The sequence below is a fragment of the Gilliamella sp. Pra-s52 genome, from assembly GCF_009795805.1.
In the GTDB taxonomy this organism is placed as follows: Bacteria; Pseudomonadota; Gammaproteobacteria; order Enterobacterales; family Orbaceae; genus Gilliamella.
The window spans coordinates 209,518-225,704 of the sequence record NZ_WTEY01000002.1 but is presented as its reverse complement, the minus strand read 5'-3'; the positions used below and the strand labels follow the sequence as shown (position 1 = coordinate 225,704).

The following is a 16,187-nucleotide window of genomic DNA, read 5'->3' as shown; positions in this document are numbered from 1 at the left end:
TTAATGAAAATGATACAACTAGTAAAATATGCCATTATTGCCATATTAAGTTATTTTATTGTCTGTAATGTGGTTATTTTTATTTATGCCGAGCAAAAACCACAAGACAATGCCGACACCATGGTGATTTTAGGATCACAAGTAGTGGGAACACCTGCGCAGGCTCCTTTGACATTACAAGCTCGTTTAGATGTTGCAATTAGCTATTTGCAAAATAATCCCAATACAAAAGTTATTGTTTGTGGCGGGCAAGGTAAAGATGAGTCAGCAAGCGAAGCTAGTGTAATGGCTGATTACTTAATCAACAAAGGCATTGAATCTTCAAGAGTTCATATTGAAGATAAATCAACCCGAACTGCTCAACAATTTATATATGCAAATGACGTATTACCATTAGGAAACACGGTTATTGTAACGAATGATTTTCATCTATTGCGCTCAATTATGTTAGCTAAACGCTCGGGTTTTAATGAAGTATCAGGATTATCGGCACCGTTAAGTTGGACTAATTTTGATAAATATATTGCAATGATAAGAGAACCACTTGCATTAGCAAATTCTTGGGTATTTGATCATCCTAAAGCTAAAAAAAGCTAATGCTTGTGATTAAATCAAATTTTTTACGATTTTTTTAATTCAATCAGCTAATCGTAGCATCACCATAAGCAACAGCTGTTTTTACTTGTTGTCCATGATATTATGGCAACATTGCTGTTTAATTTAAAAATGAAAAGAATGAACTTAGATACGATTGTTGCACAAGCAACCCCGCCAGGGCGTGGGGGGGTTGGTATTTTGCGTGTTTCAGGGCCTCAGGCTCAAACTGTCGCTCAAGCCGTATTGGGCAAATTGCCTAAACCTCGTTATGCCAATTATTTACCTTTTTTAGCATCAGATGGCAGCACGTTAGATGAAGGCATTGCCTTATTTTTTCCTAATCCCCACTCATTTACGGGTGAAGACGTGCTTGAATTACAAGGTCATGGTGGGCCGATTATTTTAGATTTACTTTTAAAACGCATTCTTGAAATCCCAAGTGTCCGCATTGCTCGGCCGGGGGAGTTTTCAGAGCGTGCATTTTTAAATGATAAATTAGATCTTGCTCAAGCCGAAGCAATTGCTGATTTAATTGATGCCAGTTCTGAGCAAGCAGCAAAATCGGCTATTTCATCGCTACAAGGTGTCTTTTCAAAGAAAATAGATGCACTTGTTGAATCGTTGATTCATCTAAGAATTTTTACCGAAGCGGCGATTGACTTTCCTGAAGAAGAAATCGACTTCTTATCTGACGGCAAAATTGAAGCTCAACTTAATGAAGTGATTGCACACTTAAACGAAGTTAGGCAAGAAGCTAAACAAGGATCGCTACTTCGTGAAGGTATGAAAGTTGTCATCGCAGGTCGACCAAATGCAGGTAAATCAAGCTTACTTAATGCCTTAGCTGGACGTGACGCAGCCATTGTTACCGACATCGCTGGCACCACGCGCGATGTACTGCGTGAACATATCCACATCGATGGCATGCCACTGCATATTATTGACACCGCAGGACTACGCGAGGCGAGTGATGAAGTGGAACGAATTGGTATTGAACGTGCTTGGCAAGAAATTGAACAAGCCGACAGGGTACTGTTTATGGTAGACAGCACAACCACAACAGAAACCAACCCCGAAAAGCTATGGCCAGAATTTATTGAACGTTTACCTAAAAATATGCCAGTAACTGTAATTCGTAATAAAGCCGATTTAACGGGTGAAGCACTAGGATATAGCAAAGTAAACGGCTACTCACTCATTCAACTTTCGGCACGAACAGGCGAAGGGATTACCTTATTACGTGAACACCTAAAACAGGCCATGGGCTTTACTAGTAGTACTGAAGGTGGATTCTTAGCCCGACGTCGCCACCTGCAAGCACTTGAAAAGGCAGCAGGGCATTTAAACAATGGTAAGCACCAACTTATCACATTCCATGCTGGTGAATTACTTGCCGAAGAATTAAGATTAGCGCAAGAAGCTTTAAGTGAAATTACAGGGCAATTTACTTCTGATGATTTGTTAGGTCGTATATTTAGTTCGTTTTGTATTGGAAAGTAGAGATAAACTACTTGATGGTCACATTATCTAGTTTCATAACAAACTAGATAATGCCCATAAAATGAATTAGATAATTTATTTTATAAAAATTAGGTAAATATTAATTTATACAAATCTTAATTTGAATAAATTTAAAGAATTCTTAGTTCTTTTAATGACAATTTTATAAATGCATAAAAAATAGGTGCAAAAATTAAACCAATCACGCCAAAAAGCGTCTCTAAAAAAAGCATCGCAATTAACAATTCACAGATACCCGCATGAATTTTAGTCCCAACTATTTTTGCATTAAGCACATATTCCATTTTATGAATTAAAATTAAATACACAATAATTACCATTGCAACGGTAAACGATACCGTAAATGCAACAAAAAAGATTAATACATTGACGATCAAATTTCCAATAATAGGAATAAGCCCAAAAACAAATGTGGCTAGCACTAAACTTTTACTAAACGGTAAATGAATGCCAAACATAGGCAAAATAATAAATAGCAAAATGGCAGTCATTATCGCATTAAATAAAGCAATCACAACTTGAGACATAGCGACATATTGGAATACCACAACTAATCGGTTTAAACTAGCCTTTAACGCTTTAGTTAATGGCCTTTGTGTCACTGAATTATGAACTGTATTACGTTGGTTTTCTTTATAGCCTAAAATTAATCCAATAATCATTCCCACAATTAATATGACGAAATCATGGAATACTTTTTTGATAATCGATTGTAAATAAAAAACATGCTCTTTAAGATAAACCATAATAGTTGATTCAATTTCATCAATATTATCAGGCAAATAATGGGTAACGTTTGTTGGTAAACTGTTTATTACATTGTTTACGATTAATCTTATATTGGTTAACGTTTCGGTTGGATGCTTGACCATATCAACAAACCAAGCAAACAAATACCAAAAACCACCAATAAAAATACCAATAATCACTGTCGTCAGTACTAATACCGAAATTAATTTTGACTGATGACTAAACCGTACCATTTTTCGTGACAAAAAATCATCTAATTTTTGTGTTAACGTATAGGTCAACAACGCCGCTATCACTGCTGGCATTAAATGTACTTGCATTAAAATAATGAAACTAACGGAAAACAGCGCCAAACAAAATAGACCTAATTTTTGATTGTTATTAAGTAGCATAAAGAAAAATATCCTTTAATAAACAAATTGTTTAATTAAAACCGAGATAGATATAACGATAAAAATAAAAGGCGATTATAGCAGATGGCTAATTGTTAGTCCGCTTTTTGTTACTCATTAAATATAAACTACACATCACTAATTAAGAATATTTAATAGCCTAAAAAAAATTACACACCCAAGCAAAATACCGACAGCTAACAAATCAGCAAAACCAAAAATAGCACGTCTAAATAACAGTTTTTAACCTAAAAAATCAGTCAGGAAAGGTATTGATTTTATTGGATTTTTTATTTAACTCTTTTCAAACAAAATCAACCACTTGCATAATTAGCGTTGAACACCAACAACTAGCAACCTTACAAACCAATAAAAGTACGCTTTGGATAACAGCACTTAACTGCAAAAAATCCGTCAGAAAAAGTATTGATTTTATTTAATTTTTTATTTATAAATCCTTAACCAAAAACAAAAAAGGCTGCTTAGCAGCCTCTATTTATCGAAATAATACCCAATACTATTTAATTACATAAAAGTTAATATCACGAGTATTTCGGATAGCATCAACAAATTGTCTTAATGCTTCACTATAAGTTTGCTCTGGATCGTTTTCTTTTGTACATAAACTTTTTGTTTCGTAGTTTTTATGAATTGCATCACTTGATGCTAAATTATCGTATGATTTTGTAAAATCACTACCTTTTAAGGTAATAAGATGATTCCAATCATTTAAAAGACCTTCCATATATTGGCGACCTTCTTTACACTTTATGCTATTTAAATCAACATTAGGAATAACATATTGATTTATTTCGCTGAATTTTTTAGGATGATGAGCAAAGCTAATTTCTACCTGATCAAAATCTTTTTTTAAGTATTCAATAAAATCGCTTTCACGATATAATTTTTTAAATGTTTCATGATAAGTTTGATTTTTTCCTAATTTTAGATCTTGGGTTATTTCTTCAGGAAAAGGTTGATCATAAAAATAAGTCCAACGATTATCACTCTTTTCAATCAATACATCGTTGACTAATTTTGTAGGAAGCTCAATTTCAGTTTCTTCACCGTTAACAGTGATGGGAATGTTATGAAGTTCTCTATCTTCTTTTAGGATTTTATCATATTGTTCATCATTCATATCAGATGTTGAATAAATGATGGTGTGTATAAAATAGTTGCTTTGTGTTGGGTTAATAAAACCTGATTCACTGAATTGAGCTGGTTTTACAACAAAAGTGAAATCGTCATTATTATACGATAAGGTGTGCTTGCCATATTCAAAGGTATAATTAACCCCTGATTTTGCTGGGATGGTTAGTTCGTTTCCGTCAATAGTGACTTTGATTTCATTATTGGTGGGGTTGTCAATCCAACGTTCAATAGAGCTAGGCTTAGAACAGCCAATAAGTGTTAGGCTAAAGGTTAATAGTAAACTGTATTTTATTTTTTTCATCATAAGCGTTTTTATTAATGTTAAAAGAAGTATGATATTATCATATTTTGGGCGAAAAAGTAGCAATTTTAGCTTTTTTATGTAACGCTTTATTATTCTAGTTATTCATTAGCAAAAATAGCGAGGTTTTATGAAATTAATCATTGATGAGATGAGTTGTCAGCATTGTGTGAAAGCAATAACAAAAGCGATCAATGAGATTGATCCAGCGGTAAAGGTGTCTGTTGATTTAACTAAGCACGAGGTTGATATTACAAATAGCACTATATCGCAAGCTGCCGTTATTGATGCGGTTAGCAGAGCTGGCTATACGTCTGTTAAGGTTGTGACATCTTAGCAAGGTATATCTGTTTGTTTATATGTAGTTATTAGTAGGATATCGAATATGAAAGGAAAAATGTTGAACATGACAGTGGCTGTTGTCGCTTGGTTTGGTGGGGTATTTGGGGCTCATACTTATCAGATTGATTGCCCTAAGCAGTTCAATGTTAAAGAAGAAGTTGAAAATATGCCTGATGGGTGGCAGGTTTCTAATGATATAAATAATTTGAATGTATCGTTTAGTAGTATGATGGTTTATTATGATAAGCCTTCTAAAATGGCAGCTTTAGTACCGGCAAAAGGGACGGTTGATGGTAAGAAACATGAGTTAATATGGGAAGTTAATTATAATACAGATGTTGAACCTTATTATGTTAGTTGTTCTTACAGTGGAAGCAGGGTTGAGCTGATAAAACAAATTGATTTATCAATGAAAAGTTGTTGGGCTGATTATTTTGAAGACGATCAAGGAAAAAGTGGATCACTCAGCTGTAGTACAAGTGAAGCAAAAGATCTGCATTAGTTGTGGTATGGGATTTGTTGTTATATGTAATCGTTGATAACATAAATCCCATTAACGTTTTGAACAATTACCACCAGCGGTAAAAATGGTGCGTTGGTCCAATTCCTTTCCCTATATTTAAATCATCAGCATGGCTAATTGCGCCTTGTAGGTAATTTTTTGCTTGGGCGATTGCGTCTTTTAGGTTATTTTTGGGTAATAATGCTGCAATCGCTGCTGATAATGTGCACCCCGTTCCGTGAGTATTTTTAGTTTGAATGCGTGGAAAGGTCATTCTTATTATATTATTGTGTGTTATCAAATAATCGGGGCTTTCCTTGCTTGGTAAGTGTCCGCCTTTCATTAATACTGCTTTGCAACCTAGTTTGAGTAATTTTTGCCCTTGGTTTTGCATTTCATCTTCGTTTTTTGCCTCATCACAATCAAGTAATGCCGCAGCTTCGGGTAGATTGGGAGTGATGATGGTTGCTTGGGGTAATAAGAGCTCACGAATGGCTGTTACGGCATCGGATTTTAAAAGGGGGTGTCCACCTTTGGCGACCATTACAGTATCTAGTACGATAGTTGGAATCGGGTTTGTTTTAAGAAGGTGGTGAACTGTTGTGACTATTTCTTTATTCATCAGCATGCCTATTTTTAGGCTATCAATTTTGATATCTTGATAAAGCGTATTAAACTGGGCTTCGATAAATTCGGGCGATATCGCAAGTACTGCATCAACGCCTTGTGTGCTTTGTGCCGTTAGTGCGGTGATAACTGACATGCCATAAGCACCAAGTGCCGAGAAGGTTTTTAAATCGGCTTGAATACCTGCACCACCGCTAGGGTCTGATCCTGCAATGGTGAGTGCAATTGTTGTCATGATAGTCTTTCCTGTTTAGCTTGTTTGATTTTGTTAATAAGTGATAATGTTGCTTGTTGAATATCTTTTTTCCCACAAATTGCCGAAACGACGGCAACTCCATCAATACCCGTGTGAATGACGTTAGTGATATTGCTGTCATCAATGCCTCCTATGGCAACTGCTGGGCACTGTTTTAGTTTTACTAATTCGGCTAATTGCTCAGTACCAAGCGCTTTGGCGGCATTTTTTTTGGTTGCAGTTGGATAGATTGGACCAATTCCTAAATAATCCACTTTTTGCCAAGGCACAGCATTAAGTTGCTGGTGGTTTGAGATTGAAAATCCTAACCATTTTTTATTGCCAATAAGTTGTCGTGTAACATCGACAGGAAGATCGCTTTGCCCTATGTGTACACCATCAGCATCAACAGCAAGTGCGATATCAACATGATCGTTTATAAATAGTGGTACAGGTGTGCCTTCTAGTGTTTCTTTTAATGCTAATGCGGCGTAATACCAATCTTTACCTGAAAATGTTTGTTCTGATCTTAATTGAATTGCAGTTACACCGTTGGCAATGGCAATTTTGGTGGTGTTTACCATGCCATTAATTCCTTCGCATAATAAGGGATCAAGAACTAAATAAAGAGTAAGATCGAGTTGCTTTTTCATTTGTTTCCTTATTCGTGCGTTGGGTTAAATGTAGAGAGTTGATCTAATATTGAAACAGCAAAAGTGCCTAGTCCTTGCTGTTTATTGGCAAGCTCGCCTGCTTTTTTCATCATTAGGCATGCTGATGCGGTGGCTTGTAATAGATCGGGTGAGTTTGCAATAAAAGCCGCTACCATGGCAGATAATGAACACCCCGTTCCTGTCACTTTTGTTAATGCTATATCACCACCTGTTATGCTATAGGTGGTGTTGCCATCGGTGATGTAATCGACATCACCCGTCATAGCAACAATAGTTTGGTATTGTTGTGCAAGTGCTTTGGCTGTATTTAAAGCCGATTGGGTTGAGTCTTGGCTATCTGGTCCTTTCGATGAGGCGTTTTGTCCATTTAACGCAAGTATTTCTGAAGCATTACCGCGTATTACCGTTGGATTAAATGATAATAATTGATGCGCAATATTGGTTCGATAACTAAGCGCTGGTCCAACTGCGACAGGGTCAAGTACCCATGGGGTTTGTGTTTGTTGGGCTTTTTGGGCTGCAAGTCGCATACTGTTAGCTGTGCTGTTGTGGATGGTGCCAATATTAATCAGTAAACTATCGGCAATGGTGACAAATGATTCGACTTCTTGTTCGGCAATAATCATTGCTGGCGATGCACCAATAGCAAGGAGTACATTAGCGGTAAAGTTTTGGACTACGTCGTTAGTAATACAATGTACTAGTGGACATTGTTGCTTTATATGATTGATAAATGTGATTGCTTGCGCAGTTTGGAATGGTTGAGCTATTGGCATATTTTTCCTTCCTTTTTATTTATTAATCGATAAATGCTGGGAAGAATGTGCCAAACTAAAGTTGGGGGGTATGGCTGAGACTTCCCTACGCTGGTATTATCCAGATCAGGTGCAACGGGTAAGATCTCAGTTTTTTGTTAGAACAAAAAACACCCCGAGTCAAAATTTATTGGTTATTATGAACTGACTATTTGTTTTTAACAAGCTATTGTAGTAATTTTTCTATATCAGTAATTGTCTTTCTATCCGGTAAGAAGATAATCAGGTGATCGTTGTCTTCAATGGTTAGATCGGTATTGACAATAATGATATCTTCACCACGAACTACCGCACCAATAGTTGCCCCCGAAGGGAGTTTTAGGCTATTAATATTTTTGCCAACAAGTTTTGAGGTGTCATTATCACCATTAGCAACGACTTCGATAATTTCAGATTCGCCCTGTCTTAACGAGACAACTTTAACTACGCCTGTTTGCCTTACATGACTTAATAGTTCTGAAATGGTGGCATGTTGTGGGGAAATGGCAATGTCAATCACACTGTCATTAATCAGTTCAAGATAGGCTTGGCGTTGAATTAATACAATGACTTTTTTAGTGCCCATTCTTTTGGCAAGCATGGATGACATAATATTGGATTCATCATCGCTAGTTACCGCAATAAATAGATCGGTAAGCTCGATTTGCTCTTGGGATAATAATTCTTGGTCAGATGATTCCCCATGCAATATAGTGGTGTTTACAAGTTGCTCGGCAATTAATTCTGCACGCTCTGCATTTCGCTCAATTAGTTTGACTTGATAGTCATTTTCTAGACGTTTTGCTAAAGCAACGGCCACTCCGCCACCACCGCTGATAATAATTCGTTTATAGGGTTTTTCTAATCGTTGTAATTCGCTAGTAACAGCTTTGATATTGACTGGTGGGGTAATGAAGTAGACCATATCACCGGCTTCTATTAAGGTTGAGGCAAGTGGGCGAATAAAACGATTTTTACGATAAATAGCAACGACACGAGCTTCAACATGCGGTAAATGCTCTTTGAGCTCGGATAGTTCGTTGCCCACTAAAGCGCCACCATAATAGGCAGTTACAGCCACTAAACAGACACGATTATCACAAAAAGAGGCAAATTGCAGTGAGCCTGGGTATTGTACTAGTTGGCTAATATGGTTGGTGATAAGGTTTTCTGGAGCAATAATATGATCAATGTTAATACAGTCTTTGTTGAAGTAGGGGTAATCTTCGTCATTGTATTCAGGCTCTCTGATACGCGCGACTTTTTGGGGAATGTGAAACATTACATGCCCAATTTGGCAAGCTATCATGTTGATTTCGTCTGAGTTAGTAACGGCAACAAGCATGTCTGCTGATTCTGCACCTGCGTCTTTTAATACTTGCGGATAAGATGGTTTGCCACAAATTATTTGTAAATCAAAGCGTTCTTGCAAAGATTGCAATTTGTCGTGATCTTCATCAACTACTGTAACATCGTTTTGTTTTTCGGTAACGAGATATTCAGCAAGCGCACTACCTGTCTGTCCTGCACCAAGAATAATAATCTTCATAACTAACCTGTATCGTTAAATGGCTTTAATGGTTGTTCGTTTATCTAGTTTATTAAAGCCATTACATACTATTTTATTTTGTAACAATGAGGTATTGTTTTAAGAATTAAACAAAACCGATCGCATCATAGACCTTTTTCAATGTTGGTTCGGCTTTTGAGCGTGCTTTTTCAGCACCTTCTTGCATAATTGAAAATAGGTAGCTTTCATCATCACGATACTCATGATATTTGGCTTGCAATATGTTTAACATGTCAATAACTTGGGTTGCCACTTCGGTTTTTAAGTGACCATACATTTTGCCTTCAAATTCTTTTTCAAGTTCAGCAATTGGTTTCCCTGTGATACCCGTTAAAATATCAAGCAGGTTTGATACGCCAGCTTTATTTTTTATGTCGTAACGAACGACTGGTGGTTCATCAGAATCAGTCATTGCTCGTTTTATTTTCTTTTCGATATCTTTTGGGGTTTCGAGTAATCCTATTACGTTATTGCGGTTTTCGTCTGATTTTGACATTTTTTTAGTTGGTTCTTGTAATGACATAACGCGTGCCCCAACTTTAGCAATAAAGGGTTCTGGAACGGTAAAAACATCCCCATAAAGTGCATTAAAGCGCATAGCAATATCACGTGATAATTCAAGATGTTGCTTTTGATCATCGCCCACAGGTACTAAGTTTGCTTGATAAAGCAAAATGTCTGCAGCCATAAGTACAGGATAGTCAAATAGACCTGCGTTAATGTTTTCGGCGTGTCGTGATGATTTGTCTTTAAATTGTGTCATACGGCTGAGTTCGCCAAAATAGGTATAACAATTTAATGCCCAACCAAGTTCAGCATGTGCAGGGACGTGTGATTGTACAAAAATGGTGCTCTGTTTGGGGTCAATTCCACAAGCTAAATAAAGGGCAAGTGTATCTAATGTGGCTTTGCGTAATTTGTTGGGATCTTGACGTACTGTGATCGCATGTTGATTGACGATACAATAAACGCAATCATATTCACCTTGCAGAGCCACCCAATTTTTTAATGCACCTAAGTAGTTGCCAAGTGTTAGTTCTCCTGATGGCTGAGCGCCACTAAATACAATCGGTTTACTCATAATTTATTCCTAATCTATGCTAATTATTTCTTTGCATCAGCTTTGGGCTGAGGCAATAATGTTAATATGTCTTTAAAATCATCCAATAAAAAATCAGGATTGCTCGTGGCGATCGAGATGCCATAGTTATAACCATAGCTTAATGCCACTGTCGGGCAGTTGGCATTTTGTGCTGCTGTAATATCGTTTTTAGAATCACCAACAAATAGGAGCTGATCACTAAACAATCCAAATGTTGCCATAACTTGATATAAAGGTGCTGGGTGTGGTTTTAATTTAATCACATCTCCACCACCAAGCACTAATGAAAAGTACTCTTTTATACCTAAAGAAGTCAGTAAAGCTGGTAAAAATTGTGCAGGTTTATTGGTTACTAATGCGAGTGGATAATTATTATCATAAAGTGCTTTTAAGGTCTCTTTAACGTTGGGAAATAGTTTAGTTTCTGCATCAATGACTTTATCATAGTGCTGATTAAATAGATCTTTAGCTTTGGTAAAGAGTTCTGTTGATGGATCAACTTCAATTGCTTTAAACACTCTTTCTAGCATAATATCAATACCATTACCTACAAAGTTTTTGATTTGTTCATTGTTGATTGTTGGTAGGTTTAAATCTGCTAGCATTTTTTGTGAGGCCAGCGCAAGCCCTGGGACACTATCGACAAGCGTACCATCTAAATCAAAAGCTACAGCCTGAATGTCATTTAATTTACTCATGTTTAACTCCTGCTAACTCTTTTCGCATTGCATCAATAACAGTTTTATAATCGGGTTGGCTAAATATGGCTGAGCCAGCCACAAACATATCTGCACCAGCTTTTGCTATTTCAGCAATATTTTCTACTTTTACGCCACCATCAATTTCTAATCGAATATCACGTCCAGATTCAATAATACGTTTTTTTACTTGTTGTAATTTTTTTAAGGTTGATGGAATAAATGATTGTCCACCAAAGCCGGGATTAACGCCCATTAATAAAATAATATCAACTTTATCCATGAGATAATCTAAATAGCTTAACGGGGTTGCAGGATTAAATACAATTCCTGCCGTACAACCATGATCTTTTATTAATTGTAATGAACGATCTAAATGAATAGTGGCTTCTGGGTGGATTGATATGTTGGTTGCACCAGCGTTGGCAAAAGTAGTTATTAGCTCTTCAACTGGTGATACCATTAAATGCACATCAATAGGTGCGCTAACGCCATAGTCGCGTAAAGCTTTACAAAACATTGAACCCATGGTTAGATTGGGAACAAAGTGATTGTCCATTACGTCAAAATGGATAACATCAGCCCCCGCATCAAGCACTTTTTGAGTATCTTCACCAAGACGAGCAAAATCGGCTGATAATATTGATGGCGCAATAATGTATTTTTTCATAACCTACCTCTAATAACTTTTACTGTAAAGCTTGCTTATGACTTTTTATATAACGCTAAAATCTCGTCAATTTTTTTACGGCCTTCACCAGCACAGCTGATTGAGCGTCGCATTTCTGCCCGATAAAGCTCACTTGCTTTGCTGTAAAGGGTCATTGTGTAATCAGTATAATGATTAGAAACTAGTACGGGTATATTTTTTTTATATGCCATGGTTTCAGCTAATTTTGATAATTTTTTGTGTTCTTCAAATCCAAATATATTTGAATAATAAGCCGTAAACCCCGCTGATTCATTCGGTGATATATAGGGTGGATCACAATAAATTACTGAATTTTTTTTTGCTTGTTTCATGACTTCATGATAAGGCGCACAAATAAACTGCGCTTTTTGTGCTTTTTCTGCAAAAAAATAGAGTTCCTTTTCAGGAAAATAAATTGTCTTATAACGCCCAAATGGGACATTAAATAGCCCACTATTGTTATAACGGCATAAACCGTTATAACAGTGACGATTTAAATAGACAAATAGAAGTGACCTAAAATATTGGTCTTTACTGCCGTTAAATAAATCACGTAGCTGATAAAATGCATCGGGATTATTATTTTGAGTAGCAAATAGCAATCGAAGATCACCAATAAATTGATCAGGGCTTGATTGCAGCAATTTAAATAACGAAATTAAATCGTGATTAATATCCGCTAAAATATAACTTTTGTAGTTAGTATTTAAAAATACGGAGCCAGCCCCGACAAAAGGTTCAATTAGTTGTTCGCCTTCTGGTAGATACCGTTTAATTGTGTCCACAAGCTCATATTTTCCTCCAGCCCATTTTAAAAAGGCTCGTTGCTTCTTCAACGGAAACTCCTATTTGTCGTCGATCGGATAAATAAACGATATCCTTGATTATTTTGCTGCTTTTTCTTTATTAATCGTTGCACCAGATTTAACCCATGGTTTGTCTTTTTGTAGTGCACTTGGTAAAGACTTGATTGCTTTATGTGCTTCTTCAGATGATGAGTAGTTACCTTTAATTAAAATGTACCATTTTTCATTATTACGTTTAGTTTCATAAATTTGGTAATTAGTTATTTTATGTTGGTTAACATATTTTTTTAGGCCATCAGATGATTTAGATGCAGTAAGTTGTATAGTATAGCTATTATTACTTAGCTTTAAATTATCGCTTGAAGATACATTTTCATTAGGTTTATGAGAAGGTGTTTTTTTATTGATACTGTTTTTATCAAGGTTGTCTTTATTTGTGCTAGTTTTAACTGAATCTGCATTTGTTTTAATATGATTTGAATCTGTAACGCTATTTATATTGGGTGGCGTTAATGGTGTAACCTGATTAGAGGTTACGTCTGGTTGTTGTTGATTATTAGGTTGGTTACCTTGCGTATTGGGCACTGTATTTTGCTCTGAACCAGTTTGGTTTGTATTGATGGATATATCGTTTTGTCCATGTATAGTTGAATCATTCGTAGGCAATTGTGAACCATCAACACCATTAATTTCAGGTGGTGTTAATGGTGTTGGTTTGTTTTTATTTGAAGAATGAAACAAAGCCAAGCCAAGTAATAGCAAAATAGCGGCAACTGCCAGAACAAGAATAATCTGCTTTTTCTTAGAACAGTCTTGTAGCAATTTTGGTAATTTTGATGAGAGTATAGCGCCTTTATTAGGTTGTTCAGTTGTATAACGATCCTCTTTATCTACACGCATTTTTACTCCTTAACCTACTAATAGGTTTATTGCCTTGCTATAACTTGTCATCATCAGTAAAAATGATGGTTTAAATTTGCTCTATTTTATCAATAATATAACTAGCAACGCCTTTGGCACTTTGTTCATCTGTTTTTATTGTAATATCGGCAATCTCTTCGTAAAGTGGTTCGCGTTTATCGGCTAGTTCTTCGTAAATTTCACGGGGTGTGTTACCGCCTTGTAATAGTGGACGACGCTTATCTTTTTGCGTTCTTGCCATTTGTTTTTCAATAGTTGTTTCAAGGTAGACTACGATTCCCCGAGCAGATAATCGATTGCGTGTCTCTTTAGATAAGACCGAACCACCACCTGTTGCAAGTACGACGCCTTGTTTTTCAGTCAATTCGTTAATGACTTTTTCTTCTCTGGCACGGAATCCTTCTTCCCCTTCTAGGTCAAAAATCCATGCGATATCTGCACCAGTACGTTTTTCAATCTCTTGATCTGAGTCAAAAAAATCCATGCCTAACTGTTGTGCAATTTGTCGGCCTATTGTGCTTTTTCCTGCCCCCATAGGGCCAATTAGAAAGATATTTCGCTTTTCTGCCATTGTAGTTTCATCATCTATTAATTTTGGTTAAAATATACAACACAATATCAATCTGCTATGACTTTATAGCGTCATTTGCATTATTACTGTGTAACTTTCTTGGATCTCCGTCTAACGACAAAAATTTAGGTCGGTAATTATCTCAATAGATAGTACCTTTTGGCAATAGGTATTTACCAATAGTTTTAGCTAATACCGGCTTGATGCAAATCATGGATGTTTAATACGCCCACTAATTCGTCTTTGCTATTAACAACTGGCGCAGCAGTAATGTTATGATCATTAAATGATTTTAGTGCTTCAACTGCTTTCCAATTTTCTGGAATCCGATGCCCAGGGCAGGTCATAACGTCTATAATATTATCTTGTAATGTTCCCTTTTTTAATAATAATCGACGCAAATCACCATCGGTAAATACACCAACTATTTTATTATTATCTTGACAGATTGCAACTAATCCTACACCTGTTCGGCTTAATTCTAACATTGTATCAAGAACTGTTGCTGTTTGTGGTACTTTAGGTATTCGATCTCCTGTTCGCATTACGTCTCGTACATGGTTGAGTAATTTGGCGCCTAAACTACCAGCAGGGTGAGATCGTGCAAAGTCTTCTTCCTTAAAGCCCCGTGTGCGCATTACTGCAATTGCTAGCGCATCACCCATTAATAACGTGTTGGTTGAACTTGATGTTGGTGCAAGTCCCATTGGGCAGGCTTCTTTTTCAATTGAAATATCAAGAATTGCTTGAGCTGATTTAGCTAGTGGTGAATCTAATCCTCCGGTAATGGCAATAACGGGTACATTCATTTCAGCAAGAATAGGTAAAATAAAATTAAATTCTTTCGCTCGACCAGAATAAGAAATTAAAATGGCTACGTCGTTTGGAGTAACCATCCCTAAATCACCATGCAAGGCCTCCGATGGATGCATAAAAAAAGCTGGGCTGCCTGTACTTGCTAGTGAAGCGGCTATTTTTTTTCCTATGTGCCCAGATTTTCCAATACCTGAAACAACAACTTTACCTTTGGTACTTAAAATAAGCTGACAAGCATTAATAAAATCTTTGCCAAGTCGATTGGGTAATTTTTGGGCTTCTTGTAACTCTAGTTCTAGAAGCTCTCGACCATATTGTAATATTTTATCCATTTTAATTAGCCTATCGAATAAAAATAAATGAACGGAGAATATAATCGGTGAATAGAGGCAAAACGATTATAAAAGCTAAATTGGTGTTAGTTTAACAATTAATGGTTGAATATTCAAAAAAGTATCATATCAATATCTATTTGTTAACTTTTAATAATCTAAAAACCTAAAGCAACTTTGATTCCTAGTGTAATTAAAATGATACCCAGTAATTTATCAATGATAAATTGAAGTTTAAAGTAACGGCGTTGTACGCTTTGCGTTTGAAAAATAAATACCACAAAAGGCCACCAAAAAATAGCTTCAATCAAAATGATAGATGCGACAATGAGCTTATCAAATATTGATGATTCTGTATTGAGTACTTGAGTAAAGGTAGCTAAAAAGAATAATGTTGCTTTTGGGTTAAGTAAATTACATAAAAAGCCTTGCATAAAGGCTGATTTACTAGGAATTGACTGTAAAATCTGTTGGTTACCAATATAGGTAATATTTGCTTTTTTAGCCAGTAATGCTTTTATGCCAAGCCATATTAAGTAAGCAGCACCAGCATAACGTAAAGCGTTATAAAGTATTGGTGTGGTGGTGATAAGCACTGCAACACCCGCAACACAATAGCTCATATGAACTAAGATGGCGGTGATTACACCTAAACCAGTGAATAAAGCTACTTTTCGGTTATAACTCAAACTATTTTTTAATACTAAAAAGAAATCAGGCCCAGGCGAAATCATACCCAAAAAGTTAATTGTAGTGACTAAAATTAATGTATCAAACGTCATTTTGTTGA

General features: G+C 36.1%; 18 protein-coding genes and 1 riboswitch. Of the genes, 4 read left to right on the top strand and 14 right to left on the bottom strand.

Going from position 1 to position 16,187, the window contains the following annotated elements; translation table 11 throughout:
- The first annotated feature begins 3 nt into the window (after positions 1–3).
- A complete protein-coding gene (locus GQ594_RS03200; protein WP_160411408.1) occupies positions 4–597 on the top strand; it encodes a YdcF family protein in 594 nt (197 codons plus the stop codon).
- 138 nt (positions 598–735) lie between these two features.
- Positions 736–2,097 (top strand): tRNA uridine-5-carboxymethylaminomethyl(34) synthesis GTPase MnmE, encoded by a 1,362-nt coding sequence (mnmE, locus tag GQ594_RS03195; RefSeq protein ID WP_160401328.1) that lies wholly within the window; start codon positions 736–738, stop codon positions 2,095–2,097.
- Positions 2,098–2,228: 131 nt separating this feature from the next.
- On the opposite strand, the gene GQ594_RS03190 is transcribed toward mnmE, so the two are convergent.
- Together GQ594_RS03190 and GQ594_RS03185 are read right to left on the bottom strand one after the other, a co-directional pair.
- A complete protein-coding gene (locus tag GQ594_RS03190; RefSeq protein WP_160411407.1) occupies positions 2,229–3,260 on the bottom strand; it encodes an AI-2E family transporter in 1,032 nt (343 codons plus the stop codon).
- Between the two features lie 517 nt (positions 3,261–3,777).
- The gene (locus GQ594_RS03185) at positions 3,778–4,719 is read right to left on the bottom strand and encodes a hypothetical protein (protein WP_160411406.1); all 942 of its coding nucleotides are present in this window, start codon (positions 4,717–4,719) and stop codon (positions 3,778–3,780) included.
- 127 nt (positions 4,720–4,846) lie between these two features.
- Here GQ594_RS03185 and GQ594_RS03180 point away from each other — a divergent pair, with 127 nt between their 5' ends.
- On the top strand, positions 4,847–5,053 hold the full coding sequence (locus tag GQ594_RS03180; protein WP_160411405.1) for a heavy-metal-associated domain-containing protein: 207 nt from the start codon (positions 4,847–4,849) through the stop codon (positions 5,051–5,053).
- A gap of 60 nt (positions 5,054–5,113) precedes the next feature.
- Complete coding sequence (locus GQ594_RS03175) at positions 5,114–5,560, top strand: STY0301 family protein (protein WP_160411404.1); 447 nt, start codon at positions 5,114–5,116, stop codon at positions 5,558–5,560.
- A gap of 67 nt (positions 5,561–5,627) precedes the next feature.
- On the opposite strand, the gene thiD is transcribed toward GQ594_RS03175, so the two are convergent.
- The 12 genes from thiD to GQ594_RS03115 form a co-directional block, all read right to left on the bottom strand.
- Complete coding sequence (gene thiD / locus GQ594_RS03170; RefSeq protein WP_160400210.1) at positions 5,628–6,422, bottom strand: bifunctional hydroxymethylpyrimidine kinase/phosphomethylpyrimidine kinase; 795 nt, start codon at positions 6,420–6,422, stop codon at positions 5,628–5,630.
- Complete coding sequence (gene thiE / locus GQ594_RS03165) at positions 6,419–7,075, bottom strand: thiamine phosphate synthase (protein WP_160411403.1); 657 nt, start codon at positions 7,073–7,075, stop codon at positions 6,419–6,421. The genes thiD and thiE overlap by 4 nt, the downstream gene beginning before the upstream one ends.
- Positions 7,076–7,083: 8 nt before the next feature.
- A complete protein-coding gene (gene thiM / locus GQ594_RS03160) occupies positions 7,084–7,872 on the bottom strand; it encodes a hydroxyethylthiazole kinase (protein ID WP_160400208.1) in 789 nt (262 codons plus the stop codon).
- Positions 7,873–7,937: 65 nt separating this feature from the next.
- Positions 7,938–8,039, bottom strand: a riboswitch (TPP riboswitch).
- Between the two features lie 38 nt (positions 8,040–8,077).
- Entirely contained in the window at positions 8,078–9,439 is a 1,362-nt protein-coding gene (gene trkA, locus GQ594_RS03155) for a Trk system potassium transporter TrkA (protein ID WP_160411402.1), read from the bottom strand.
- A 106-nt stretch (positions 9,440–9,545) separates the two neighbouring features.
- Positions 9,546–10,541, bottom strand: a complete 996-nt coding sequence (gene trpS, locus GQ594_RS03150) for a tryptophan--tRNA ligase (protein ID WP_160400206.1) — start codon at positions 10,539–10,541, stop codon at positions 9,546–9,548.
- Positions 10,542–10,564: 23 nt separating this feature from the next.
- Positions 10,565–11,260: a phosphoglycolate phosphatase gene (locus GQ594_RS03145; protein WP_160400205.1), complete on the bottom strand. Its 696-nt coding sequence runs from the start codon at positions 11,258–11,260 to the stop codon at positions 10,565–10,567.
- Positions 11,253–11,930: a ribulose-phosphate 3-epimerase gene (rpe, locus tag GQ594_RS03140; protein WP_160400204.1), complete on the bottom strand. Its 678-nt coding sequence runs from the start codon at positions 11,928–11,930 to the stop codon at positions 11,253–11,255. Before rpe ends, GQ594_RS03145 begins: the two co-directional genes overlap by 8 nt.
- Before the next feature lie 35 nt (positions 11,931–11,965).
- A complete protein-coding gene (locus GQ594_RS03135) occupies positions 11,966–12,787 on the bottom strand; it encodes a Dam family site-specific DNA-(adenine-N6)-methyltransferase (protein WP_160400203.1) in 822 nt (273 codons plus the stop codon).
- A gap of 48 nt (positions 12,788–12,835) precedes the next feature.
- Positions 12,836–13,657: an SPOR domain-containing protein gene (locus tag GQ594_RS03130; RefSeq protein WP_160400202.1), complete on the bottom strand. Its 822-nt coding sequence runs from the start codon at positions 13,655–13,657 to the stop codon at positions 12,836–12,838.
- A 70-nt stretch (positions 13,658–13,727) separates the two neighbouring features.
- Complete coding sequence (gene aroK, locus GQ594_RS03125; protein WP_160400201.1) at positions 13,728–14,249, bottom strand: shikimate kinase AroK; 522 nt, start codon at positions 14,247–14,249, stop codon at positions 13,728–13,730.
- 185 nt (positions 14,250–14,434) lie between these two features.
- A complete protein-coding gene (gutQ, locus tag GQ594_RS03120; RefSeq protein WP_160400200.1) occupies positions 14,435–15,397 on the bottom strand; it encodes an arabinose-5-phosphate isomerase GutQ in 963 nt (320 codons plus the stop codon).
- Positions 15,398–15,555: 158 nt separating this feature from the next.
- Positions 15,556–16,179 carry a LysE family transporter gene (locus GQ594_RS03115; protein WP_160400199.1) on the bottom strand — a complete coding sequence of 208 codons (624 nt, stop codon included), beginning with the start codon at positions 16,177–16,179 and terminating at the stop codon, positions 15,556–15,558.
- Positions 16,180–16,187: the final 8 nt, after the last annotated feature.